Source organism: Wolbachia endosymbiont of Anurida maritima (assembly GCF_042182995.1).
GTDB lineage: Bacteria > Pseudomonadota > Alphaproteobacteria > Rickettsiales > Anaplasmataceae > Wolbachia.
In genome coordinates, this window is the sequence record NZ_CP102058.1 from 652348 (window position 1) to 671620 (window position 19273).

Here is a 19273-nt window from a genome sequence, read left to right on the forward strand (position 1 = left end):
CTTTTTTAAATTTTAGTAAATGGTATTTAAAATTTACGTTATAAAATTGGCCAGACCCTACTATAGATTCCAACCAATTCATTTCTTTAAAATATTTTTTTTAATCTAATTTATTTTATTGCATTTATTTTTTTTTACATTACTCTGCAATATAGTTGGTTTTTATGTCGACTTTATCCTTAAGGAGGTGATATGAGTAATATTAGTCTTTGGAAAAGAGATTTATATCGCGATGATATGAGTTTTAATAGATTACAAAAAATTGCTAATCAAATGTTTAATAATTTTTTTAGGGAATGTGAAGTTTTGGATAAGAATGGTAACTTATTGCCAACTTGCGATTTCTATGAAACTGATAAGGATTACCGTTTATCCATGGAGTTACCAGGTATATGTAAAGAGGATATAGATGTTAGTATTTCAGGTGATACATTAAACATCAAAGGTGAAAAAAAGTATGAAAAAGAATCTGAAGAAAGAAAATATTATTGCTTAGAGAGGTCATACGGTTCATTTTATAGGGCTATTAATTTACCATTAGATACAGATAAAGAAAATATAGCAGTAAGTTTTTCCAATGGAGTGCTGGAAGTAACAATACGAAAGTCAGCACAATCATCTGTTAAGAAAATAGATATAAGTTAAGTTTCAAGGCAGGGTTTCTTAATAAAAGTTGCTCTGCCTGGGGCTTTGTTGCATAGCGAGTAGAGATAGGAGAAAAAAAGAGAGAAAATTAAAAAAGAAGTGGTTACTCTATTGAAAAATGAATGCTTTAGGGAGTGTATGCCACAGAAAATGAAAGTCAGTAACAATAACGAGTATAATCAATTTTTAGAAAAAAGAGGAAATGTCTTTCATTTCATTGATGAAGCTATAGAAAACTGGTATGAAATTTCAGAAAAGGTTGCAGGTGGAAATAACATTTACAGCGATAAAGTTGTCATTGCAATACATATAATTGTTAATCTATTTAGAATAGGTTTAAGGCAAGCAGTTGGATTCATAAAAGGATATTTAGAAGGTATAGGGAAGAATCTGCAAGTGATGAGCTATTCACAGGCTTGTCGCCGACTAAACAAACTTAATTTGAAACTGTGTGATCACAGAACAGATAAAAATGATATGGAGAATATTGAAATTGCTATAGATAGTACAGTAATCCATATTTATAGCAACAGCACTCAACATAACAAAGATAATGCCAAGATAAGGAAATATAATGGTAGAAATCAAGCAAGAAAGCTACATGTTGCTTTAGATATAAACAGTAAAAAGGCAATAACAACTCGATATACTAATTTCCTTTCACATGATAGCGTATCAGCATCGGAAATACTAAAAGAAATAGGTGATATCTATAAGATTAAGTCTCTTCGTGCAGATGGAGCTTATGATACAGCAAATTTATATAAGTTATGCAATAAGTATAATTTAAAACCCATAATAAAGCCGAGAAAAAATGCAAAAATCTACAATGATATAGATCATTTATCGGAACGAAATAAGAACATCAATATAAGAAAAGCATACAATTTAAGTCAGTGGAAAAAGAAGACAAGGTATGGAACACGATCACGTATTGAGAGTTTTTTCTTTAGGGTTAAAAAAACATTTGGATTTAGTTTTAAGAATAAATCCAAAATAAATCGTTCTCAAGAGATGATCTTAAAATGCTACTTGATTAACAAATTTACTGATATCGGTATGCCTATTTTCGAATTTGCCTCGTAAATCCCTTACATCACACCTTCTCATTGGTAGCCATGCAACAAAGCCGGCCAAGGTCAATATCCTTCTGTGCACTTTTACGATTTCTTTAATTTTACAGGGCATATTTAATTTATTGAAATATTATAAAATATCTTATGAAAAAAGTTATAAAATCTATTATGAGTGCTATATGTTTAACATTCTTACTTTTTGCATCTGATGTAAAGTCACAAAATGTGAAATCACAAGAAAGAGCGCTATTTTGGGCTATAGAAGTTCACAATTTAGAAAAAACAAGACTTCTACTTGAAAAAGGTGTAGATCCAAATGTTCAGGATGATAAAGGAAAGACACCTTTACAGGTAGCTGCTTATAGTGGGTATACAGAAATTGTAAAGTTGCTTTTGAAAAATGGAGCAGGTGTAAACTTGTATTGACTTCTTATATCAAATTAGTGTAGAATAAAATATTATATTATGGCTGGGTGGTTGTGGATTTTTTATCAGAATTATCAGATGCAATTACAAAAGATGATGTAGGTGCAGTAAGAAGACTTTTAGATGGTAGAATTCTTGAAATAAGACGTTTAGATGTTGGAATAAGTACTATCGGTGAAGGTAAATTTATAAATCTTCTTAACTGTAGTAGATTTGTAGGTACTTATCTAAACAATGCTATAAAGGTAAATAATGAAAAGCGAACGAAATTTTTACTTCATCGTTGTGCTCCACAACACTTGGGACACACATATGGATATTATAATACCTATCAACAACCAGTTACTGATGTAATAAAACTTCTCATAGACAAAGGTGCTGACATCAATCTTCAAGATGAGTATCACAATAACAATACTCCTCTACATGTAGCTGTAGAAGGAAATAATATAGAGGTGGTAGAATTTCTTATAAAAAAAGATGCTGATCTTTATATAAAAAATAAAGATGGAAATACTCCTCTCGATGTAGCTGTAAAAGATTCCATGGTGGAAGTAGCAAAGCTTCTAATTCAGAATATGTTGGTAAAACCTTTTCTAGAAGATCGAGATATTGAAAAGCCAAGCATTCTTAATACAAATGAAGAGTTATCAAATTATTGGGATAGTAATTATAGAAGTCTAAATGAGAAATTGTTTGCTACTATTTCTTTGGGTAACGTAGATTATGTAAAAAAAGCTCTCAAAAAAGGAGCTGATGTCAATGCATTCAATGATGATGGTTATACACCATTAATGCTTGCTATTATAAAAGTGGGAACATGTGACATTGAAAATTATAAACAAATTGTAAGGTTGCTTATTCACCACAAGGATATAGATATTAATGCTCAAAGTAAAGAGCGCTTGACTGAAAATGAAAGACGTGCTTACGAGGAGCGGTGAGATACAAAGTACTTGAGCAAGCAAATAGAGAAGTTCCTATAAAATCGATTGGTGGTTCTTATGCTGGTAGTCGTCTTGACTTGAGCGAAAGAAATAGAGCATTCGAACGTATAATGTCTTTGCAACTTCCTACTCCTATCTATAAGCTAGATACAGCTAGGGATCTTTTGAGAAAGCACAATGTTCGTTATGTAAGTGTTTTTGAAAGAATTTTATCTACTCACCCACTCAGTAATTTGGATGATAGTTTTCCAAAAGCAGGTAAAGGAAGAGATCTATTGAGCGCTATTTCTAGGCGGGATATAAAAGAAGCGAAAAGACTTTTGGATTTAGGTGTTGATATTAATTGTTTTGATAAAAATGGAGATACATTACTACATCTTATTGTAAAAAATCGACTTATATCCTTATTAACACCACTTTTGAAGTTAGTAAGCTGTTTTGACCTTATTGATGACGATGTGCGATTTATGGTTGATTGCAAAAATTACGAAGGAAAAACTTGGTTGAATTGTTGTGAACCAGAGGTAAAAGCGGAAATTGAACAAGCTTTAAGGAATTATTTAATCGGTGTGATTTATGTTGAACATATAGAAGATCGTGAAATTATTGAAAATATAGTAGAGATATTTAATGTAGATGTTAATCAATCAAGAAATGGAATCAGCTTATTTGATCGTGCTAAATATGTAGGTAATGATTATACTTGCAGATATTTAGAGAGAAAAGGTGGAAAAAGTGCTGGCCTTAATGATGAAGATAAGGAAATCATAGATTTAGAACGTAACCTTTGCCTCAGAAAAGAAGGGCTTAAAGATATAGAAGAGGAAGTTTTAGATTCAAAGCAGCAGAAACAACGCAAAGAAACACAAATTATAGAGTTAACAAGATCTTTGCAAAACAAAGAGAAGGATATTTTAACTTTAACAAACAATCTAGAAAGTGTAAAAGAGAGCAGCCAAAAGTTAAGAGGGCTTTATGAAAGTATACAAAAGGGTGCTTTAGATATAGAAAAACAGCTCAGAGATAAGCAACAAAAAACTTATACTAGTGTGAGATATTGTGCTTGTTTAAGCGCAGCAGGAACTTTGGCTTTTATACTTACATTTCCGTATATCATGTATTTTGAAACTTTTTCAGTTGCATTACCATTATCATCTGCTGCATGTTGCTTGGTCAGTCTTGTATGGTTTGTTTATCTTAAAATTAATATGAGTAAAATATTTGATAAGGATAGTATTAATCTTTCAGAAATTACGCTTTCAGAGAGTAAAGTACACCCTTTGATACAAAGTAATGCTAGTTTTCACATACAAAATGATACAATAAAAGAGTTGAATAGTAATTGTGATTTAGTTACTACGGATTTAAGTGAAGAGATTGAAGATAGAAAGGGATATATTGTAAATCTAAGAAATAAGCTTGAAAACGTCAAACAAGATATTGAAAATAAAAGTAAGCTGGTTGAACCTTTGAAGCAAGTTATTCACAACACAAAAGAAGAGATTTCAAAATTAAAGGAGCAAATTCAAGTTAAAGAAAAGAAAATCTTTAATTTGACACAGTATATAAAAAATGTAAATCAAGCAATTTCCAAATGCAGAGAATTTCGTAGTGATGTACATAAGAATGCGTTAGACACAGAACAAAAGCTTAAAATTCAAATAGATAATAAAGTTAATGAATATGTTCACTATGCGATATTGTCGACTCTTCCTGGTGCTATAGGTTCTATTTCAGTATCTTTAATAGCTCTTCTTCCTGATGCTGTACCCATTGCATCTACTGCTTGTATTGTTTTAGGATTGTCGATGTGTATATATATGGCTTGTTGTTTTGCTAGCGTTCCAGGAGCATATTTTTTAATCAGTGAAATGCCTAGCAAGGAACCTAATATTGAGCTTCCAAAAAGTTGCATGGAGTTAGAAAGTTTTTTTAATTCCAAAAAGGAGAGCTTAAAAAGTTTTGCACACATCTAAAACTGCCTAAATTGATGTAAAATTATTAATTAATTTATTCTCTTTTCAGATCTGCCAATTTTGGTTGTGTTTGGTGCCAGAACAATCCATTCCAAGAAAAACACTTCTCACGCTTGCTGGTTTTGGGCGCTGGAAATGGTTGTATTGCTTGCGTTTTTAGTAATATATACTACTGAATTAACAATTATTTGTTTTGGAATAGCAAAAAAAATTTGTGATAGTTTTGTACTCTGAGTAGAATAAACTCCTTTTTATTGGCACTGTACTTTTTGTAAAAATACTAACTTTTTTTCCATTTTTATGGATAAGGTCAATTTGTAAAATAGTAGAAATATTGTTTTAATATCTACATAAAGATATATATATAACCAAGAAAAAGACAGAAGAAAAGAATATAAGAAATTAGAACTGACAAGCAAAAACTTGCTTTTTTTACTAAGTACCTGTATAATTTTACCATATGTTTTAATTTTGAGGCGTGGTGTGATAGATTTTACGGAAAATATATTTGAAACAGTATTGCAAGGAATAGAGAATAATTCAAGTATATGTAGCAATGACATAACTACAAAGATAGAAAATGAGTTACGAGAATATAGTTCAACAAGGTTAGATGAAATTAATCACTCTAATAACTCTATTAACAGAGAAATGTACTTTTTGAATTCAGATTATAACAAGGAGATACAATTGTTGAATTCAGATTATAACAAGGAGATACAATTGTTGAATTCAGATTATAACAAAGGGATACAGAGTTTGCTTTTAGAAAGTAATAAAAATATTATTTTTGCACAAAAAGATTATGAGAAAAAAAATGGCTTAGAGCATGTCTTCAAACTAAGTAGAAAGGAGTTAAGAAGTGTGTTATAAGATATATTTTAAATGTACCCAAGCGATATAAGTGACAAAGAATGGAAGATGATAGAGCAATATTTTGAACCTAAAAAGACCGGCAGACCAAGAAAACACAGTATCAGAACGATTATCGATGCAATAAGGTATGTGATGAGAACAGGCTGTCAATGGAGACAACTACCTAAGAATTTTCCACCATGGAAAACCGTGTATAGTTGTAATTCGCGTTTAAAAAAAAGTGGAATATGGCAAGAAATTCATGATTTTCTAGTTAAAAAACTAAGAAAGATAATTGGTAAGAATGAAACTCCATCAGTAGGAATAATTGACAGTCAATCAGTAAAAACCACTCAAAAAGGGGATCCAGAGGATATGATGCTGGCAAGAAAGTAAAGGGTAGAAAACGCCACATCGTTGTAGATACTCTAGGTCTTGTAATTGCTGCTGAAGTACACAGTGCAAGCATTCAAGATCGTGATGGTGCACTAAATCTTTTTGTTCAAGCCAAATGCAAAGCTCCAACATTACGTAAGTTTTTTGCTGATCAAGGATATACAGGTAAATTGCAAAACCGCTGTTTATTGGAAACTGGATGTTTGTTGACGATTACCAAGAAAGTAGTTGATACAGGATTTCAGGTTATTCCTAAACGTTGGATTGTTGAGAGAACCTTTGCTTGGCTCTCCAATTTTAGACGTATGAGTAAGGATTATGAGCATTCTCCTCTCACTTCAAAAAATAACATCTTTTTTAATATGATCACTATTATGCTTCACAAATTAGCTCATTCTTGAGTTTGAAGACATGCTCTTAGAGAGTGCATATGATAAGAAATTTATAGAAGTACAATCTGATATAGAAAGGGAGAAGAGTAGATTAGACTACAAATACGATAGTAAATCTAGCACATTACAATCTAGTATGGAACAAAAAAAAGTGACTTAAAGAGCAAATATGATAGTGAATTTAGCAAAGCGGAATGTTTTATGACATCCAAGAAATTAGATTATGAGAACAAGCTCAAGAAATTAGATCAAGAGAGGAATAGCATACAACACATAAAGGGTGAGTGTGATCAATGGAAAAAATCCGGGCTCGATATAAATTATGTTTTTAAGGTACAAGATGACTCTAACCATAGCTTAAGAGAATATACATTATTACATTTTGCTGCGAATTTCGGAGATGCAAATGTTACAAAATTACTGTTTGCAGAAGGAGCAAATGTTGATGTAAAAGATCACAATGGAAATACTCCTCTGCACTTATCTGCTATTAAAGGTCATATAGGAATAGCAGAACTTCTAGTGGAAAAAGAAGCAGATCTTAATGCAGTAAATAAAGTCGGAGATACTCCTCTGCACTTATCTGCTAATAATAATTATATAGAAATAGTAAAACTTCTAGTGGAAAAAGGAGCAAATATTCATTTAGTGGACAAAGATGGAAATACTTCTCTGCACTTATCTGCTGTTAAAGGTCATATAGGAATAGCAGGACTTCTAGTGGAAAAAGAAGCAGATCTTAATGCAGTAAATAAAGTCGGAGATACTCCTCTGCACTTATCTGCTAATAATAATTATATAGAAATAGTAAAACTTCTAGTGGAAAAAGGAGCAAATATTAATAAGAAAGGTCATGACGAAAATGCTCCCCTGCACTTGTTTTCTGCCAATGGCAATATAGAAATGGTAAAATTTCTGGTGGAAAAAGGAGCAGATATTCATTTAGTGGACAAAGATGGAAATACTTCTTTACACTTATCTGCTGTTAAAGGTCATATAGGAATAGCAGGACTTCTAGTGGAAAAAGAAGCAGATCTTAATGCAGTAAATAAAGTCGGAGATACTCCTCTGCACTTATCTGCTAATAATAATTATATAGAAATAGTAAAACTTCTAGTGGAAAAAGGAGCAAATATTCATTTAGTGGACAAGGATGGAAATACTTCTTTACATAATGCCTTCTATAAGAATTATCCAAAAATAGTTAGATACTTAATGGCAAAAGAACCAACCATGAAAGTAGTTGTAGATAGTTTAGTGAGATGTGTAGTAGAAGACAGAACACATACGTTACTAAAAGGTCGTACTCCTTTACATTTAGCTGCTATTTATAACTGCACAGAAGTAGTAGAATCTTTACTGGCAGAAGGGGAAAATCCTTTATTGAAAGACGCTAATGGTAAAACTCCAAGGGAGTTAGCTACAGATGAAAGTTTAATACAGCTTTTCGGGGAAGCAGAAATAAAACAACAAGAATATAATGCAACCAAGTGGAGTGTTGTTAGTGGCGGATCAGCAGGAGCATTAGGTATAACTGTAGCGACAACCCTTTTTGCAACAGCAGTATTTACAGTTGGACTGCTGCCTATAGTGACAGCGGTTGCTGCAGTTACGACATTTGCATTAGCGGTTGGTGGCACTACATATATGGTATTAAAGCCAAGTGCTAAAATTGGAGAGAATAGAATCCAGTGTGAAGCAACTACATCTGCAAAGTCTAGCTTTGTTGAAGTTTAGCTCCTGTATATGGAATATGTAATACCAAGTCTCATAATAATAAGACAAATTTAAAATAGCCCTTTTGCCTGTAATTGCGGAGTTTAAGCAAATTTATAATATGTACTATTTGTCTTCCCAATAACGAAGTTTGGTATTACTAACAGCTTTTGCTGGCTCAAATGCCAATGACGCATTATCTAAAAATTGTCGTTTCCAGTTTTGCATAGTTTTAGCCGTTACTTCATATTTGGCCGATAACTGACCTATTGTTGATTCTTCTTTTAACATCTCTAATACTATTTTAGTTTTTGCTTCTGCACTAAAATTTTTAATTTGTTTTTTATCCATTTGTTTCTCTTTAATTTTATTTATTATTCTATACTTATTGAGAAACAAAAATACCTGCTTTTTTGTCTAATTTTTTCAGTCCATTATAGGGTTTCAGGTACTAACCAAAACTGACCTGGTTCAATAGGTTTTATCATTTCTCCTACAGACAAAAGCTTTTTTGCCTTTTCTGAATTAACTAAAGCCTCACCTCTTGCTTCATAACCTAGTTTAAATACATCATAGTGCGAAGGTATGGTAAAGGGTTGACCAAGGTCAATATAAGCCATAATCATATCTTCAGGATTCATATGTGCATATTTCATAAACCATCTTGGTTCACAAGCTCCCATGGGAAGTAAGGCTAAACGAAATTTACCAAATTTCTCTTTTGCTTTTTTAAAATATCGCCCTTTACCATACCCAGAATCGCCTACAAAATATATATTACCTGAATTGGTTTCTATGTTAAGTGCCGCCCACAAAGCTTTATTCCAGTCAAATAACCCCCTTGCTGACCAATGCTGCATAGGCTCTACGTGGAATTTTACATGATCATTAATTATTACCTGATCTCCCCAATCATAAGCTTCAACCTTTATTTCTGAATTGTAGGTTTTTATTATTACATCATTGCCAAGAGGAGTAATAATACGTGGTTTATGTTTTTTCCATAATGAGTTAATAGTTACAAGATCTAAGTGATCATAGTGATTATGACTAATCCACACAATATCAATAGGTGGTAAATTCTCAAATTTAATCCCAGGATCTGTTACTCTCTTTGGGCCAGCAAAACTAACAGGACTCGCTCTATCAGACCAAACTGGATCAGTAAGAATATTAAGACCATTTGTTTGGATAAGAAATGTAACATGTCCAATATAAGAGACCCTAAGATCAGATCCCGTAACTCTAGCGGGAGTATACTCAAGAAGATTTAGCAAAGAAAATGGGTACAACACGCCACGAACTATGAGCAAGGAAGGGTTGCTGTTCCACTTGATAAATTATATGGAATAGCAGAAACATTATCAATTAGTATTACAGATCTGCTAATAGAAGAAGATGAGATAGTAGAAAATGAATTACCGAATTTAATTGAAGAATACAAAAAGATTGAAAGCCAAGTAATGCACTAATGAAATCTCTGTTTGAAGGCATACGGATTTGCGAGGAGAAAGTAAAAAGAGCGGAAAAAGTAAAAATTGCGAAAGACTTAGTAAAAAAAGGAATTTCTATCAATATTATTTTGAAAACAGTAGGCATCTCTTTAGACGAAATTCAACAAATTTAAAATAAAAAAATCAGTATCTATTAATATCTTTACTTTTTGATGAAAAAATAAGTAAAAAAGATTGAGAAATTGATTTGACTTCACTCGAAAGCTATGGCCTTATGCCAATGCTGATAAAAAAACAGCAGTAAATATATAAAAAAAGTTTGTTGTTAGTGAAAGGTAAATTATATGAATAAAAGTAAAGAAGAAATAGAATTCAGAATATTAGAAAGCAAAGGCAAAGCACTACTTGATCGTGAAATAATGGAAACGTTTCTAAGTGCAGTACATGAAAGGCCACAAGCTCAAGAAATTGCTAAAAATCTGGTGAATAGCTATACAGGAGTAGGAAAGATTTTAGGTCGAGAAATGGATGACCTGAAAGTTATAGAAGGAGTGACTGATTCTGCAGTAGCAATGATTATGTGCGTTAGGGAAACGCTAGAAAGGGTACTTAGAGAAAAGCTCAAGGGTGAGCCAATAATGGACTTAAAAGGGCTAGTAGAATATTTAAACGTAAGTATAGGCCACTCAGAAAGGGAATGTGTAAAAATACTGTACTTGAATAACAGGCGCCAGCTAATCGGAGAAGAACTCTATATTGGTGAAATGGAAAAAGCACCAGTATACATAAAGGAAATTACAAGAAAAGCATTAATAAAGAATGCAACATTCATAATAATGTCACATAACCACCCTGGGGGAAGTTTAGAACCTTCAGAAGAAGATCAAGCAGTAACAAAGAGCTTAGCAGCAGCATGTAGTACTGTAAGCGTTAGATTATTTGATCATATTATCATCACAAGTGGAGGCTATTTTAGCTTTAGAGAAAACGGACTGTTATAGCAGAAAGTATTTGCAAATCTACTCACTATAATTTATAATGAGTAATAGAGTGTATAACAACTATACACTTAGAAAGTATATTTAATAGCGGAGGCTAATATGGGTGCGCCAAGGGAAGCGTTTAGAAAACAGTTGGTGAAAATCCAACCTAGGCAAAGTCTAGCCAACAGCCTAGAACAGACCATTATGCTGCGTAAGGTAACGAGCGTAGTAAAGCTAATGGAATGGACAATACAGGGTGCAACGAAAGTAAAGGTATTGAGTTCCGAAATTGCCAACATTATAGAGGTCGACACTGTTCATGTGGTGGAAGACAGCATGAGGGGTAACGATAAGGCAAGTTATCACTCACTCTATCGGGATCCGAGGCCGTATCATGTATTGAGATGGAGCCTAAATGAACTTGGGAGATCCTTTGTATTCCTACTAAGGTATGCTGGAACAAGTCAACAAAGGCAAGGACCAACGAAAGATACAAAGGAAGTCGGACTGACTGATAGTACTCAGAGTGTGGGAAAGCCACATACAAGGGGAAGCGGTCAGCAATATAGCAACTGGAATGAGGATTGCAATACCGATACAACAGAGATTGGAGGAATATGCAAGGAAAACTAAACCAGATAGCGGTAAGAGCGAAGCAAGATAAGCGGGTAAAATTTACATCGCTGATACACCTTATCAATGAGGAGAATCTTGCAGAGTGTTATAAGGAACTAAAACGTAACAAAGCGTGTGGTGCAGACCAAGTGACAGTGGAGGCGTATGGAGAAAACCTAGAGGAGAAACTTAAAACGCTAGTGGATAGTATGAAGAGAAAGCAATACCGACCGCAACCAGTGAAAAGGGTATACATACCCAAAACTGGAAGCAAGGAAAAGAGCGGTCTCGGAATACCATCAACAGAAGAAAAGTTGGTACAGATAATGTTAAAGAAGATATTGGAAAATATTTATGAAGCAAACTTTCTGGACAATTCGTATGGTTTTCGCCCTGGTAGAAGCTGTCATCAAGCAGTCAAAGCACTAGATAAAGCAGTGATGCACAAACCAATTAACTACGTTGTAGAAGTGGATATCAAGAAGTTCTATGATAATATGCAACATAAATGGCTGATGAGATGCGTAAGGGAACGAATATCTGACCCAAATTTATTGTGGCTAGTAAAGCAATTTCTTAAGGCTGGAGTCATCGAAGCTGGACATTATGAAGCAACCACACAAGGAGCACCTCAGGGAGGAATAGTAAGCCCTGTATTGGCAAATATATATTTACACTATGTACTAGATCTATGGTTTGAAAAGGAAGTAAAACAAGAATCTAAGGGGTATATGGAGCTAGTCAGGTACGCAGATGACCTTCTGGTGTGCTGTGAAAGTGAGGAAGACGCTAAAGAATTTCTAGAATCATTGAAACAAAGATTAGCCAAGTTTGGTTTGGAAATATCTGAAAATAAAACAAAAATAGTAAAGTTTGGTAAGAAAGAATGGTATCAAGCAGAAAGAGAGAAACGAAAGACGGAAAGCTTTAATTTTCTGGGATTTACACATTATTGTGGGAAAAGTCGAAATGGCAGACTTATGATGAAGCAGAAAACTTCAAAAATAAGCCTAGCCAGAAAGATTAAAGAAATCAAAGAGTGGTTGAAAGCGGTTCGGAATCTTATTCGTCTCAAAGACTGGTGGCAAATACTCAAAGCCAAACTAAGAGGACACTATAACTACTTCGGGATTAGCGGAAATTATCGATGGCTCAATAAGTTTAATTGGGCAGTAAAGAAGCTAACGTTTAAGTGGATAAACCGACGTAGCCAGAAAAAGAGCATGAATTGGGAACAATTTATGCATTATACACAAGTCAATCCACCACCAAAACCAAAAATATGTTTTTCCTTATATACACAGGAGGTATGTCGTGAACGCTAATATTGTGGAGCCGTGTGCGGGAAAGCTGCATGCACGGTTCTTGTGGGGGAGTTATAGAAGCAAAACTCAATCAAGGGGGATAGGACTATGACTTCTACCGAACGTCAAAAAATAGTAAACAGAACTTTGGTAAATTATAAAGAATTAGAAACAAATATCTTGTCGTCTATACGAGAAGGAAGACCTTTGACAGGAAGAGATGGAGCATTAACACCGTTTATAAAAAAGCTGCTAGAGGTAAGTTTGGAAGGTGAAATAGAAAACCACTTGTTAGCTGAAAGCGAAGAAAATAATCGAAGAAATGGGAGAAATGGAAAGACTTTGCGGACAAGTGCAGGGTCATTTGAGCTTTTGACGCCAAGAGATAGAGAAGGANNACCACAAATAGTCAAAAAAAGGCAAACAAGCCTACATCCAGAGCTTGAAACGAAGATTTTGAGCACATTTGCCAGTGGTATGGGATACAGAGATATAGCATCGCATGTAGAGGAAATTTATGATCACAAAATATCGGTTGCAGAGATATCAAGTATTACCGACAAATTACTGCCTATAATCAATGAATGGCGTAGTCGTCCGCTGCAATCTGTATATCCGATAGTGTTCATGGATGGAATGTTTTTTAAGGTCAAGGAGGACGGACATTGTGTAAGTAAATGTATGTATAATATATTGGGCATAGACCAAAATGGCAGAAAAGAAGTCCTGGGCTTTTATTTGGCTGAAAGTGAAGGAGCTAACTTTTGGTTGGGAGTGCTAAATGACCTCAAAGAAAGAGGAGTAGAAGATATTCTGATTGCATGTGTAGATGGGCTNAAAAGCTTTCCTGCAGCTATAAATAGCNNTAAAGCAGAAGTACAGCTATGTATAGTGCATCAAATAAGGAATTCACTGAAATATGTATCGAGCAAAGATGTGAAAGTTTTCATGAATGATCTGAAAAAAATATATCGTGCTGCAAGCAGAGAAATTGCCGAGAATTATTTGCTTGAGTTGGAAGAAAAATGGGGANNCCCATTGGTTGTAAAATCGTGGCAGAACAATTGGGAAAATTTGTCCGGTTATTTCAAGTATTCTGGTCCAGTTAGGAAGCTAATTTATACTACCAATCCTATTGAGGGGCTACATAGACAGATCAGAAAATTCACTAAAACCAAGGGTTCATTTACCAGCACAAATGCCTTGTACAAACAGGTATATTGTGCTATAAAAAAGGCAGAGCAAAATTGGACTATGGCTATACCTAATTGGGCTTTAACTATATCTCAACTTGATATCTTCTTTCCCGGCAGATTGAAAATTGAGTTGAACTAAAAATGCGGTTTGACACACTTTTTTGAACATTCCCTACATACCATAACAAAAGCCTCTTTTCTGACCTCCCACATTAAAACTATATACCATACAGATACGCTTTCAAGTTTGGTATGGGAGGTACAGTAACTATTTATTTCCACATTCCAGTCTTGTTACCACTGATTTTCACTTCATCCATGTCAGTGTTAGGATCTCTAAGATCTTCTTCAGCCTGTTGTATAGATCTTATAATCATGTTCTCATCTATGTTATTCAACCTCATCGACTGTTCTCTTGGTGACAAAAGATTTTCATGAATTGGTTGCTTATATTTTGTTTTGTAAAACAGACCAGCAGTTAAAATGCCTAGCATGATTGTGTTATTTACTACAGTTGTGTTTATTTCCGGTACTGCTGTAACAGTAGTATTGTCGTGTCCTGTGGAAGTAAGTAGAGCTGGAGATTCTGTAGATGACGGTAAAAAACTCTTGACCCAATTGACAATACTATTGTTTGTCCATGAATTGCTTTCTAAGTCACGACGGCTACGACTGCTTTTTGATTGCTGAGAGTTAAATAAAGCAACAGTATTTTTAGGAAGTATATTCTTTATCCAATCAAATATACCATTTATAAAAGAAGATGTTCTTGCTGCACTGCTTGTTGCCACAGTAAATGTGCAATGACTTCTACTATAACTACTTTTAATATTACCATCTTTCAATAAAGTTAACATTTCTGGGCATTTATCCTTGTTATTATTAGCAAAATCCAATGCTGTTAAACCACGCCCCTTAATACTAACGTCAGCACCATTATCAAGTAAAAGCTTTGCTATCTCTGTATTACAAGCTACAACAGCTGATATTAAGGGTGTGCGACCATAACCAAAATTATACCTTGCATAGCTTTCACCCTCTCTAATATTAACATCTGCACAGTGATCAAGAAGTAATTTTACCATTGCTAGATAATTACGTAAGGTAGCAATGTTTAAAGGTGTCAGACCATTTACAGCTTGAGCATTAATATTGGCATCATGATTAAGTAGAAACTGTGCTATTTCTAAGTTGCCACTTATAGCAGCAACATGTAAGGGAGTAATATTATATTTATTTTTAGCATTAACATCATCACCTCTTTTTACCAGTACTTTCACATTTTCTACCTCTCCACGCAATGCAGCTAAGTGTAAAGGTGTATCATTACCGTTATCTAAGCGAACTTCTGCAGTATTAGATAAATAAACCCATATGTTATCGTGCTCAGCAACTAAGTGTAAAGATGTGTTACTATAATTCTCTGTAACCTGTGGTACTTCTGTAATTTGTGGTACTTCTGTAACTTGTTGCACTCTCTCCACAAGGTATTCGACTATATCTGAGATGCCTTTCTCATTAGCTCTTTGCAGAGGAGTTTTGCCGTCACCATCAATAGCGTTTGGATTAGCGCCCTTTCCCATAAGATATTTTACTGTATCTAAGTGACCATTTGCAGCAGCTAAGTGAAGAGGAGTGCTATAACCCCATCCGCCTTGATAAACATCAACATCAGCCCCTTTCTCTACAAGATATTTTATTATATCTAAATTACCTTGCTTAGCAGCCAAATGCAGAGGTGTGTAGCCTATTTCATCTTGAGCACTAACGTCACCACCTTTTTCCACAAAATATTTTACTGCATCTAAATTACCTTGCTCAGCGGCTAAGTGTAAAGATGTATTGCTATATTCCTCTGTGACATGTTCTTTATTTAATATCTGAGAAAACTTCTCTGCAACTCTGAGCACAGGAAAAGGATCTAAAACAATTTCACAAACTTCTTGTATAAAAGCCTTACGTTGTTCTTCAGTTGTATATTCCTCAATAAGCTGCTCTATAAACTTATCTATAAGTTCCCCAGTAATATGCTTGCGAAGAGTATTTACAAACCCAACTAAATTAGCATTTGACGAAAATTTCCTCACTTTTAGCGCTAAACTAAGAAGTTTACGTGCATCATCCTTCTGATTTGCGGCGATAATATCATATATGAAGCTATTTACCGCTGTACAAACTTCATCAACTGTATCACGAATTGGTTGTTGCTTCATTTCACCCCCTTAAGTGTAACTAAAAAATTACCCCCACTATAAAACTAAATGGTCGTAGACAATTTATGTAAATACCAAATATGACCTCACCTGTAACACGAATATTTTTAGTGTCAACAACTTTTTAAGTAAATTTTATACAGATCAGAAATTGAATAGAAAAAAAGTAAGTATAAACCCATGACTGAGGAAGAAATCAGCTTGAAGGTTTATTTACTACTATTACTTCTGCTTTCATCTTTACAGCCACTGTCTTTGCAATTTTATCATGAAGAAACTGCTTGCGTCTGTCAAATATTGCACATACAAAAATTAGTATTATGGCCATAAGGATTAAGCATGATGAAGGATCAATCCACCACTCAGAAGTATACTTATTAAAAAATTCCTTTCTTGTAATGAGTATAGGAAAATGAACAACTTTAATCAAACTATACCTAATTATTGCTTGCACTAGGGTAACATTTTCAAGTGTATTGGCATCTTTTATGTGAATACCACATGATAATTGTCCTGGAGTACCACCAGATTTTTTTACCATGAATACTCCAAATACTATTGATAGCAAAAAAGATGAGCAAGTATATATAGCTAATGATTGAGGTATAGTAGTGCGTAAAATTGCCCATACAAAAACCACAAAGACTAAGGAAACTCCCTTAAGAATAAAATAGTCAATAATGTCCGCTATAACGCGCCTAGTTATTCCCGCATAGTTTAAATTTAAATGACATTCTTCAGGTTTGTAATCCATTACTACTGTTTTTGCAATTTTATCGTGAAAGAACTGCTTGCGTTTATCAAATGCTGCAAATATTAAAACCAAGATTGGTAAAATTAAAAACCACTCAGAAATATAGAGAGGTATAAACAAAAGCGCCTTGAGAGTGCTTCTCATCACTACTTGCATTGAAGCAGCGTTTTTAAGTGTGCTTGCATCTTTTATGTATATACCAAGTAGCAATTTTCCTGGAGTCCAACCAAGTCTTGTTATCATTAATACTTCTAATGCTATATATACTAAACTTTCTAGTAATGTACCTAAGTCTTCTAATATTTCATATCGTTCTGATATAAGGCCAGCATCAGTGTCGGTATCAGGAAAGACATAATTAAAAAAGTTGGCAAGGGATTCTTCTGGTAATATAAATGAAATTAATAAAANAAAGAATGAACAGCAAACTAGGAATATTGTTTGGTCAACTAAATACGCTGCAATACGTTTATTAATTCCCGCATAGTTATCCATTTTTGTACCCAACACTCTTAATCTAATGTATCATGTTAGCAATTAAATAATAGTAAAATTGGTTCCTTATACTACTGGTTGAGAGCATGAGAAATATTTACATTCATGTAGAAAATATGGGTTCCTTCAGCATCACAAAAAATTTAATCATTTACTTTCTACAAAAACATAAAAAACATCGTATATTTGTGAGAACGCGTTGTGTAAAAATGGGGTTATAAAAGTAAAAGCTTGAAATTATTTGCACCGAAGCTAGGTAAATTAGTTCATATGTGAATTTAGCTGAAGTAGGCTAATATGGATAGTTTTAGCGTATAATAAAATCACCATATAAAAAAGTTCGTATGTATCGTTTGGTAGACCAACGCATCCCAAAGAAACTTGTTCTCACGCTTGCTGATTTTGGTTGCTGGAAATGGTTATATAGTTTAAGTTTTTAGTAATATATATTGTTAAATTAATAATGATTTATTTGGAAATAACAGAAAAACTTATGATAGTTTTATACCTTAAATGAAATGAAATCCTTTTGATTGATATCGTCCTTTTTTCAAAAAGCATTCCTAACCTTTCTACCACTTTTTCTGGCTAAGGTCAAATCTAGCATTCCTGCATAATTAATATATAATCTGTATAATTTAAATCTAGCATTCCCGCATAATTAATAATATAATCTGTATAATTTAAACTTAGCTAGAGTTATGTTAATCGCATTAGTAATACAAAATTTTCTTGATTTTTCTCATGAAGCAGCGCTTTCTTTTTTAGAATTACTTCGTATAGAGGAGCAATGGAAAACGCAACATTATGCTGAAGAGGATTTAAAACTACAAGAAATCAAAACACAAGTTGATCTGTTTAAATTTATACAGGCAATAGGGCAGTCTCAATGGTTTAAAGGGCATGATAGATCACGTTATGAGGGTATAGATATTAATCGAGACCTAAAAGAGAAATACTTTAATTTGTTTGAAAAGATAGGTTTAATAGATGAAATTTCTTACAATATGGAAAGTGGAGCTCCTAATTTTTTGGTTGTGTTAGGGGGCTATGAGCGAGGCATAGAGATTAGAGTTAACACTCTGGTAGCTGATTGCAATGAAAGGGGAGTGATGCCTACAGAAAATATAATAATTGGGCTTGGATGCAACCGCAAGCTAGACCCTAAAAGAGAACCAAGTGCTAATAGATTGCAAGATTTAGGTGAAGATACTGAAATGAATGTGTTAAGTTCTATAGTTGAGGCAGCTATTGCACAACGTATAAAAACAAAAGAAGCTATCAAGTACAAACCAATAAATACAAGTTCTTCAGTAGTAACTCGTGTAGATCCATCATGTGTGAAGACTGGAGATACAGCAGCAAGCTTAAAGGATTATCTTGAAAGTTACTTAGAGTACAAAAACACTATGGATAAACCTATTATAGCTGTATACTCAAACCAGCCTTTTATCCTGAGGCAACAATTTGATATGCAGTCTAAATTAGGAGAGGGTTATAAAGTATACGGTGTTGGACAAGGAATAACTGAAGAAGAGTTTATAGAATCTCCTACTATAATCGTTTCATGTTTAGCAGAACTTGCGCGTATTATAAATACAAAATTTACTGAAAAATTTAAACATATTAAAGATGATTTAACAGAGGAACAGATTCAAGAAATACATTCACTGAGTAAAAATAATACACAATTGGATGAAATTCAAGTTCCAACAGAAGTACAAGTAAATAGTGTTGAGAGGTTTACGGGTACAAGCATACAGAAATGAAAAATATGTAGAAAGAGTGTTATGTTGTTTGTAGCAGTGCTATGCTATAGTATTTTCTAAA

19 protein-coding genes and 1 pseudogene are annotated in these 19273 nt (G+C 33.7%); 16 read left to right on the forward strand and 4 right to left on the reverse strand.

Annotation, left to right across the window (positions count from 1 at the left end):
- Positions 1 to 192: 192 nt before the first annotated feature.
- The 10 genes from NOX90_RS03615 to NOX90_RS03660 all read left to right on the forward strand — a co-directional run bounded on the left by NOX90_RS03615 (position 193) and on the right by NOX90_RS03660 (position 8450).
- Positions 193 to 645, forward strand: a complete 453-nt coding sequence (locus tag NOX90_RS03615) for an Hsp20/alpha crystallin family protein (RefSeq protein WP_375604539.1) — start codon at positions 193 to 195, stop codon at positions 643 to 645.
- Between the two features lie 138 nt (positions 646 to 783).
- Positions 784 to 1731, forward strand: coding sequence for an IS5 family transposase (locus NOX90_RS03620; protein ID WP_375603607.1), 948 nt, complete (start codon positions 784 to 786; stop codon positions 1729 to 1731).
- A gap of 134 nt (positions 1732 to 1865) precedes the next feature.
- Positions 1866 to 2147 carry an ankyrin repeat domain-containing protein gene (locus NOX90_RS03625; protein WP_375604540.1) on the forward strand — a complete coding sequence of 94 codons (282 nt, stop codon included), beginning with the start codon at positions 1866 to 1868 and terminating at the stop codon, positions 2145 to 2147.
- Positions 2148 to 2200: 53 nt separating this feature from the next.
- Positions 2201 to 3091 (forward strand): ankyrin repeat domain-containing protein, encoded by an 891-nt coding sequence (locus tag NOX90_RS03630; RefSeq protein ID WP_375604541.1) that lies wholly within the window; start codon positions 2201 to 2203, stop codon positions 3089 to 3091.
- Positions 3088 to 5070, forward strand: coding sequence for an ankyrin repeat domain-containing protein (locus NOX90_RS03635; RefSeq protein ID WP_375604542.1), 1983 nt, complete (start codon positions 3088 to 3090; stop codon positions 5068 to 5070). The genes NOX90_RS03630 and NOX90_RS03635 overlap by 4 nt, the downstream gene beginning before the upstream one ends.
- A gap of 483 nt (positions 5071 to 5553) precedes the next feature.
- Positions 5554 to 5943 (forward strand): hypothetical protein, encoded by a 390-nt coding sequence (locus NOX90_RS03640; RefSeq protein WP_375604543.1) that lies wholly within the window; start codon positions 5554 to 5556, stop codon positions 5941 to 5943.
- A 12-nt stretch (positions 5944 to 5955) separates the two neighbouring features.
- Positions 5956 to 6321, forward strand: coding sequence for a transposase (locus tag NOX90_RS03645; protein ID WP_375603639.1), 366 nt, complete (start codon positions 5956 to 5958; stop codon positions 6319 to 6321).
- A gap of 17 nt (positions 6322 to 6338) precedes the next feature.
- Entirely contained in the window at positions 6339 to 6722 is a 384-nt protein-coding gene (locus NOX90_RS03650) for a transposase (protein ID WP_375604573.1), read from the forward strand.
- Between the two features lie 10 nt (positions 6723 to 6732).
- Positions 6733 to 6873 carry a hypothetical protein gene (locus NOX90_RS03655; RefSeq protein WP_375604544.1) on the forward strand — a complete coding sequence of 47 codons (141 nt, stop codon included), beginning with the start codon at positions 6733 to 6735 and terminating at the stop codon, positions 6871 to 6873.
- A 41-nt stretch (positions 6874 to 6914) separates the two neighbouring features.
- Positions 6915 to 8450, forward strand: a complete 1536-nt coding sequence (locus tag NOX90_RS03660; RefSeq protein ID WP_375604545.1) for an ankyrin repeat domain-containing protein — start codon at positions 6915 to 6917, stop codon at positions 8448 to 8450.
- Between the two features lie 105 nt (positions 8451 to 8555).
- Here the strand turns inward: NOX90_RS03660 and NOX90_RS03665 are convergent, their stop codons facing one another.
- Together NOX90_RS03665 and NOX90_RS03670 are read right to left on the reverse strand one after the other, a co-directional pair.
- Positions 8556 to 8828: a transposase gene (locus NOX90_RS03665; RefSeq protein ID WP_375604546.1), complete on the reverse strand. Its 273-nt coding sequence runs from the start codon at positions 8826 to 8828 to the stop codon at positions 8556 to 8558.
- A gap of 35 nt (positions 8829 to 8863) precedes the next feature.
- Entirely contained in the window at positions 8864 to 9724 is an 861-nt protein-coding gene (locus NOX90_RS03670; RefSeq protein WP_375604597.1) for an MBL fold metallo-hydrolase, read from the reverse strand.
- Between NOX90_RS03670 and NOX90_RS03675 the strand changes: the two are divergent.
- The 5 genes and pseudogenes from NOX90_RS03675 to NOX90_RS03695 form a co-directional block, all read left to right on the forward strand.
- A pseudogene (locus tag NOX90_RS03675) lies at positions 9679 to 10056 on the forward strand (helix-turn-helix domain-containing protein); the annotation flags it as partial. The gene NOX90_RS03670 and the pseudogene NOX90_RS03675 sit on opposite strands and share 46 nt — an antisense overlap.
- Before the next feature lie 171 nt (positions 10057 to 10227).
- Entirely contained in the window at positions 10228 to 10884 is a 657-nt protein-coding gene (locus NOX90_RS03680) for a RadC family protein (protein ID WP_375604547.1), read from the forward strand.
- A 186-nt stretch (positions 10885 to 11070) separates the two neighbouring features.
- Positions 11071 to 11499 (forward strand): hypothetical protein, encoded by a 429-nt coding sequence (locus tag NOX90_RS03685; RefSeq protein ID WP_375603645.1) that lies wholly within the window; start codon positions 11071 to 11073, stop codon positions 11497 to 11499.
- The gene (gene ltrA / locus NOX90_RS03690) at positions 11484 to 12806 is read left to right on the forward strand and encodes a group II intron reverse transcriptase/maturase (RefSeq protein WP_375603644.1); all 1323 of its coding nucleotides are present in this window, start codon (positions 11484 to 11486) and stop codon (positions 12804 to 12806) included. The genes NOX90_RS03685 and ltrA overlap by 16 nt, the downstream gene beginning before the upstream one ends.
- A gap of 87 nt (positions 12807 to 12893) precedes the next feature.
- The gene (locus tag NOX90_RS03695; protein WP_375604548.1) at positions 12894 to 14120 is read left to right on the forward strand and encodes an IS256 family transposase; all 1227 of its coding nucleotides are present in this window, start codon (positions 12894 to 12896) and stop codon (positions 14118 to 14120) included.
- Between the two features lie 133 nt (positions 14121 to 14253).
- On the opposite strand, the gene NOX90_RS03700 is transcribed toward NOX90_RS03695, so the two are convergent.
- A complete protein-coding gene (locus NOX90_RS03700) occupies positions 14254 to 16194 on the reverse strand; it encodes an ankyrin repeat domain-containing protein (RefSeq protein WP_375604549.1) in 1941 nt (646 codons plus the stop codon).
- Positions 16195 to 16390: 196 nt separating this feature from the next.
- Positions 16391 to 17443 (reverse strand): RDD family protein, encoded by a 1053-nt coding sequence (locus NOX90_RS03705; protein WP_375604550.1) that lies wholly within the window; start codon positions 17441 to 17443, stop codon positions 16391 to 16393.
- Between the two features lie 701 nt (positions 17444 to 18144).
- Between NOX90_RS03705 and NOX90_RS03710 the strand changes: the two genes are divergently transcribed.
- Positions 18145 to 19212, forward strand: coding sequence for a hypothetical protein (locus NOX90_RS03710; RefSeq protein ID WP_375604551.1), 1068 nt, complete (start codon positions 18145 to 18147; stop codon positions 19210 to 19212).
- The last annotated feature ends 61 nt before the right edge of the window (positions 19213 to 19273 follow it).

Excerpts from the sequence above, each read along its gene's own strand:
- ltrA (WP_375603644.1), top strand. The coding sequence starts at position 11,484 with ATGCAAGGAAAACTAAACCAGATAGCGGTAAGAGCGAAGCAAGATAAG.
- NOX90_RS03615 (WP_375604539.1), top strand. The coding sequence starts at position 193 with ATGAGTAATATTAGTCTTTGGAAAAGAGATTTATATCGCGATGATATG.
- NOX90_RS03660 (WP_375604545.1), top strand. The coding sequence starts at position 6,915 with ATGACATCCAAGAAATTAGATTATGAGAACAAGCTCAAGAAATTAGAT.
- NOX90_RS03620 (WP_375603607.1), top strand. The coding sequence starts at position 784 with ATGCCACAGAAAATGAAAGTCAGTAACAATAACGAGTATAATCAATTT.
- NOX90_RS03645 (WP_375603639.1), top strand. The coding sequence starts at position 5,956 with ATGTACCCAAGCGATATAAGTGACAAAGAATGGAAGATGATAGAGCAA.
- NOX90_RS03655 (WP_375604544.1), top strand. The coding sequence starts at position 6,733 with ATGCTCTTAGAGAGTGCATATGATAAGAAATTTATAGAAGTACAATCT.
- NOX90_RS03685 (WP_375603645.1), top strand. The coding sequence starts at position 11,071 with ATGCTGCGTAAGGTAACGAGCGTAGTAAAGCTAATGGAATGGACAATA.
- NOX90_RS03700 (WP_375604549.1), bottom strand. The coding sequence starts at position 16,194 with ATGAAGCAACAACCAATTCGTGATACAGTTGATGAAGTTTGTACAGCG.
- NOX90_RS03625 (WP_375604540.1), top strand. The coding sequence starts at position 1,866 with ATGAAAAAAGTTATAAAATCTATTATGAGTGCTATATGTTTAACATTC.
- NOX90_RS03710 (WP_375604551.1), top strand. The coding sequence starts at position 18,145 with ATGTTAATCGCATTAGTAATACAAAATTTTCTTGATTTTTCTCATGAA.
- NOX90_RS03680 (WP_375604547.1), top strand. The coding sequence starts at position 10,228 with ATGAATAAAAGTAAAGAAGAAATAGAATTCAGAATATTAGAAAGCAAA.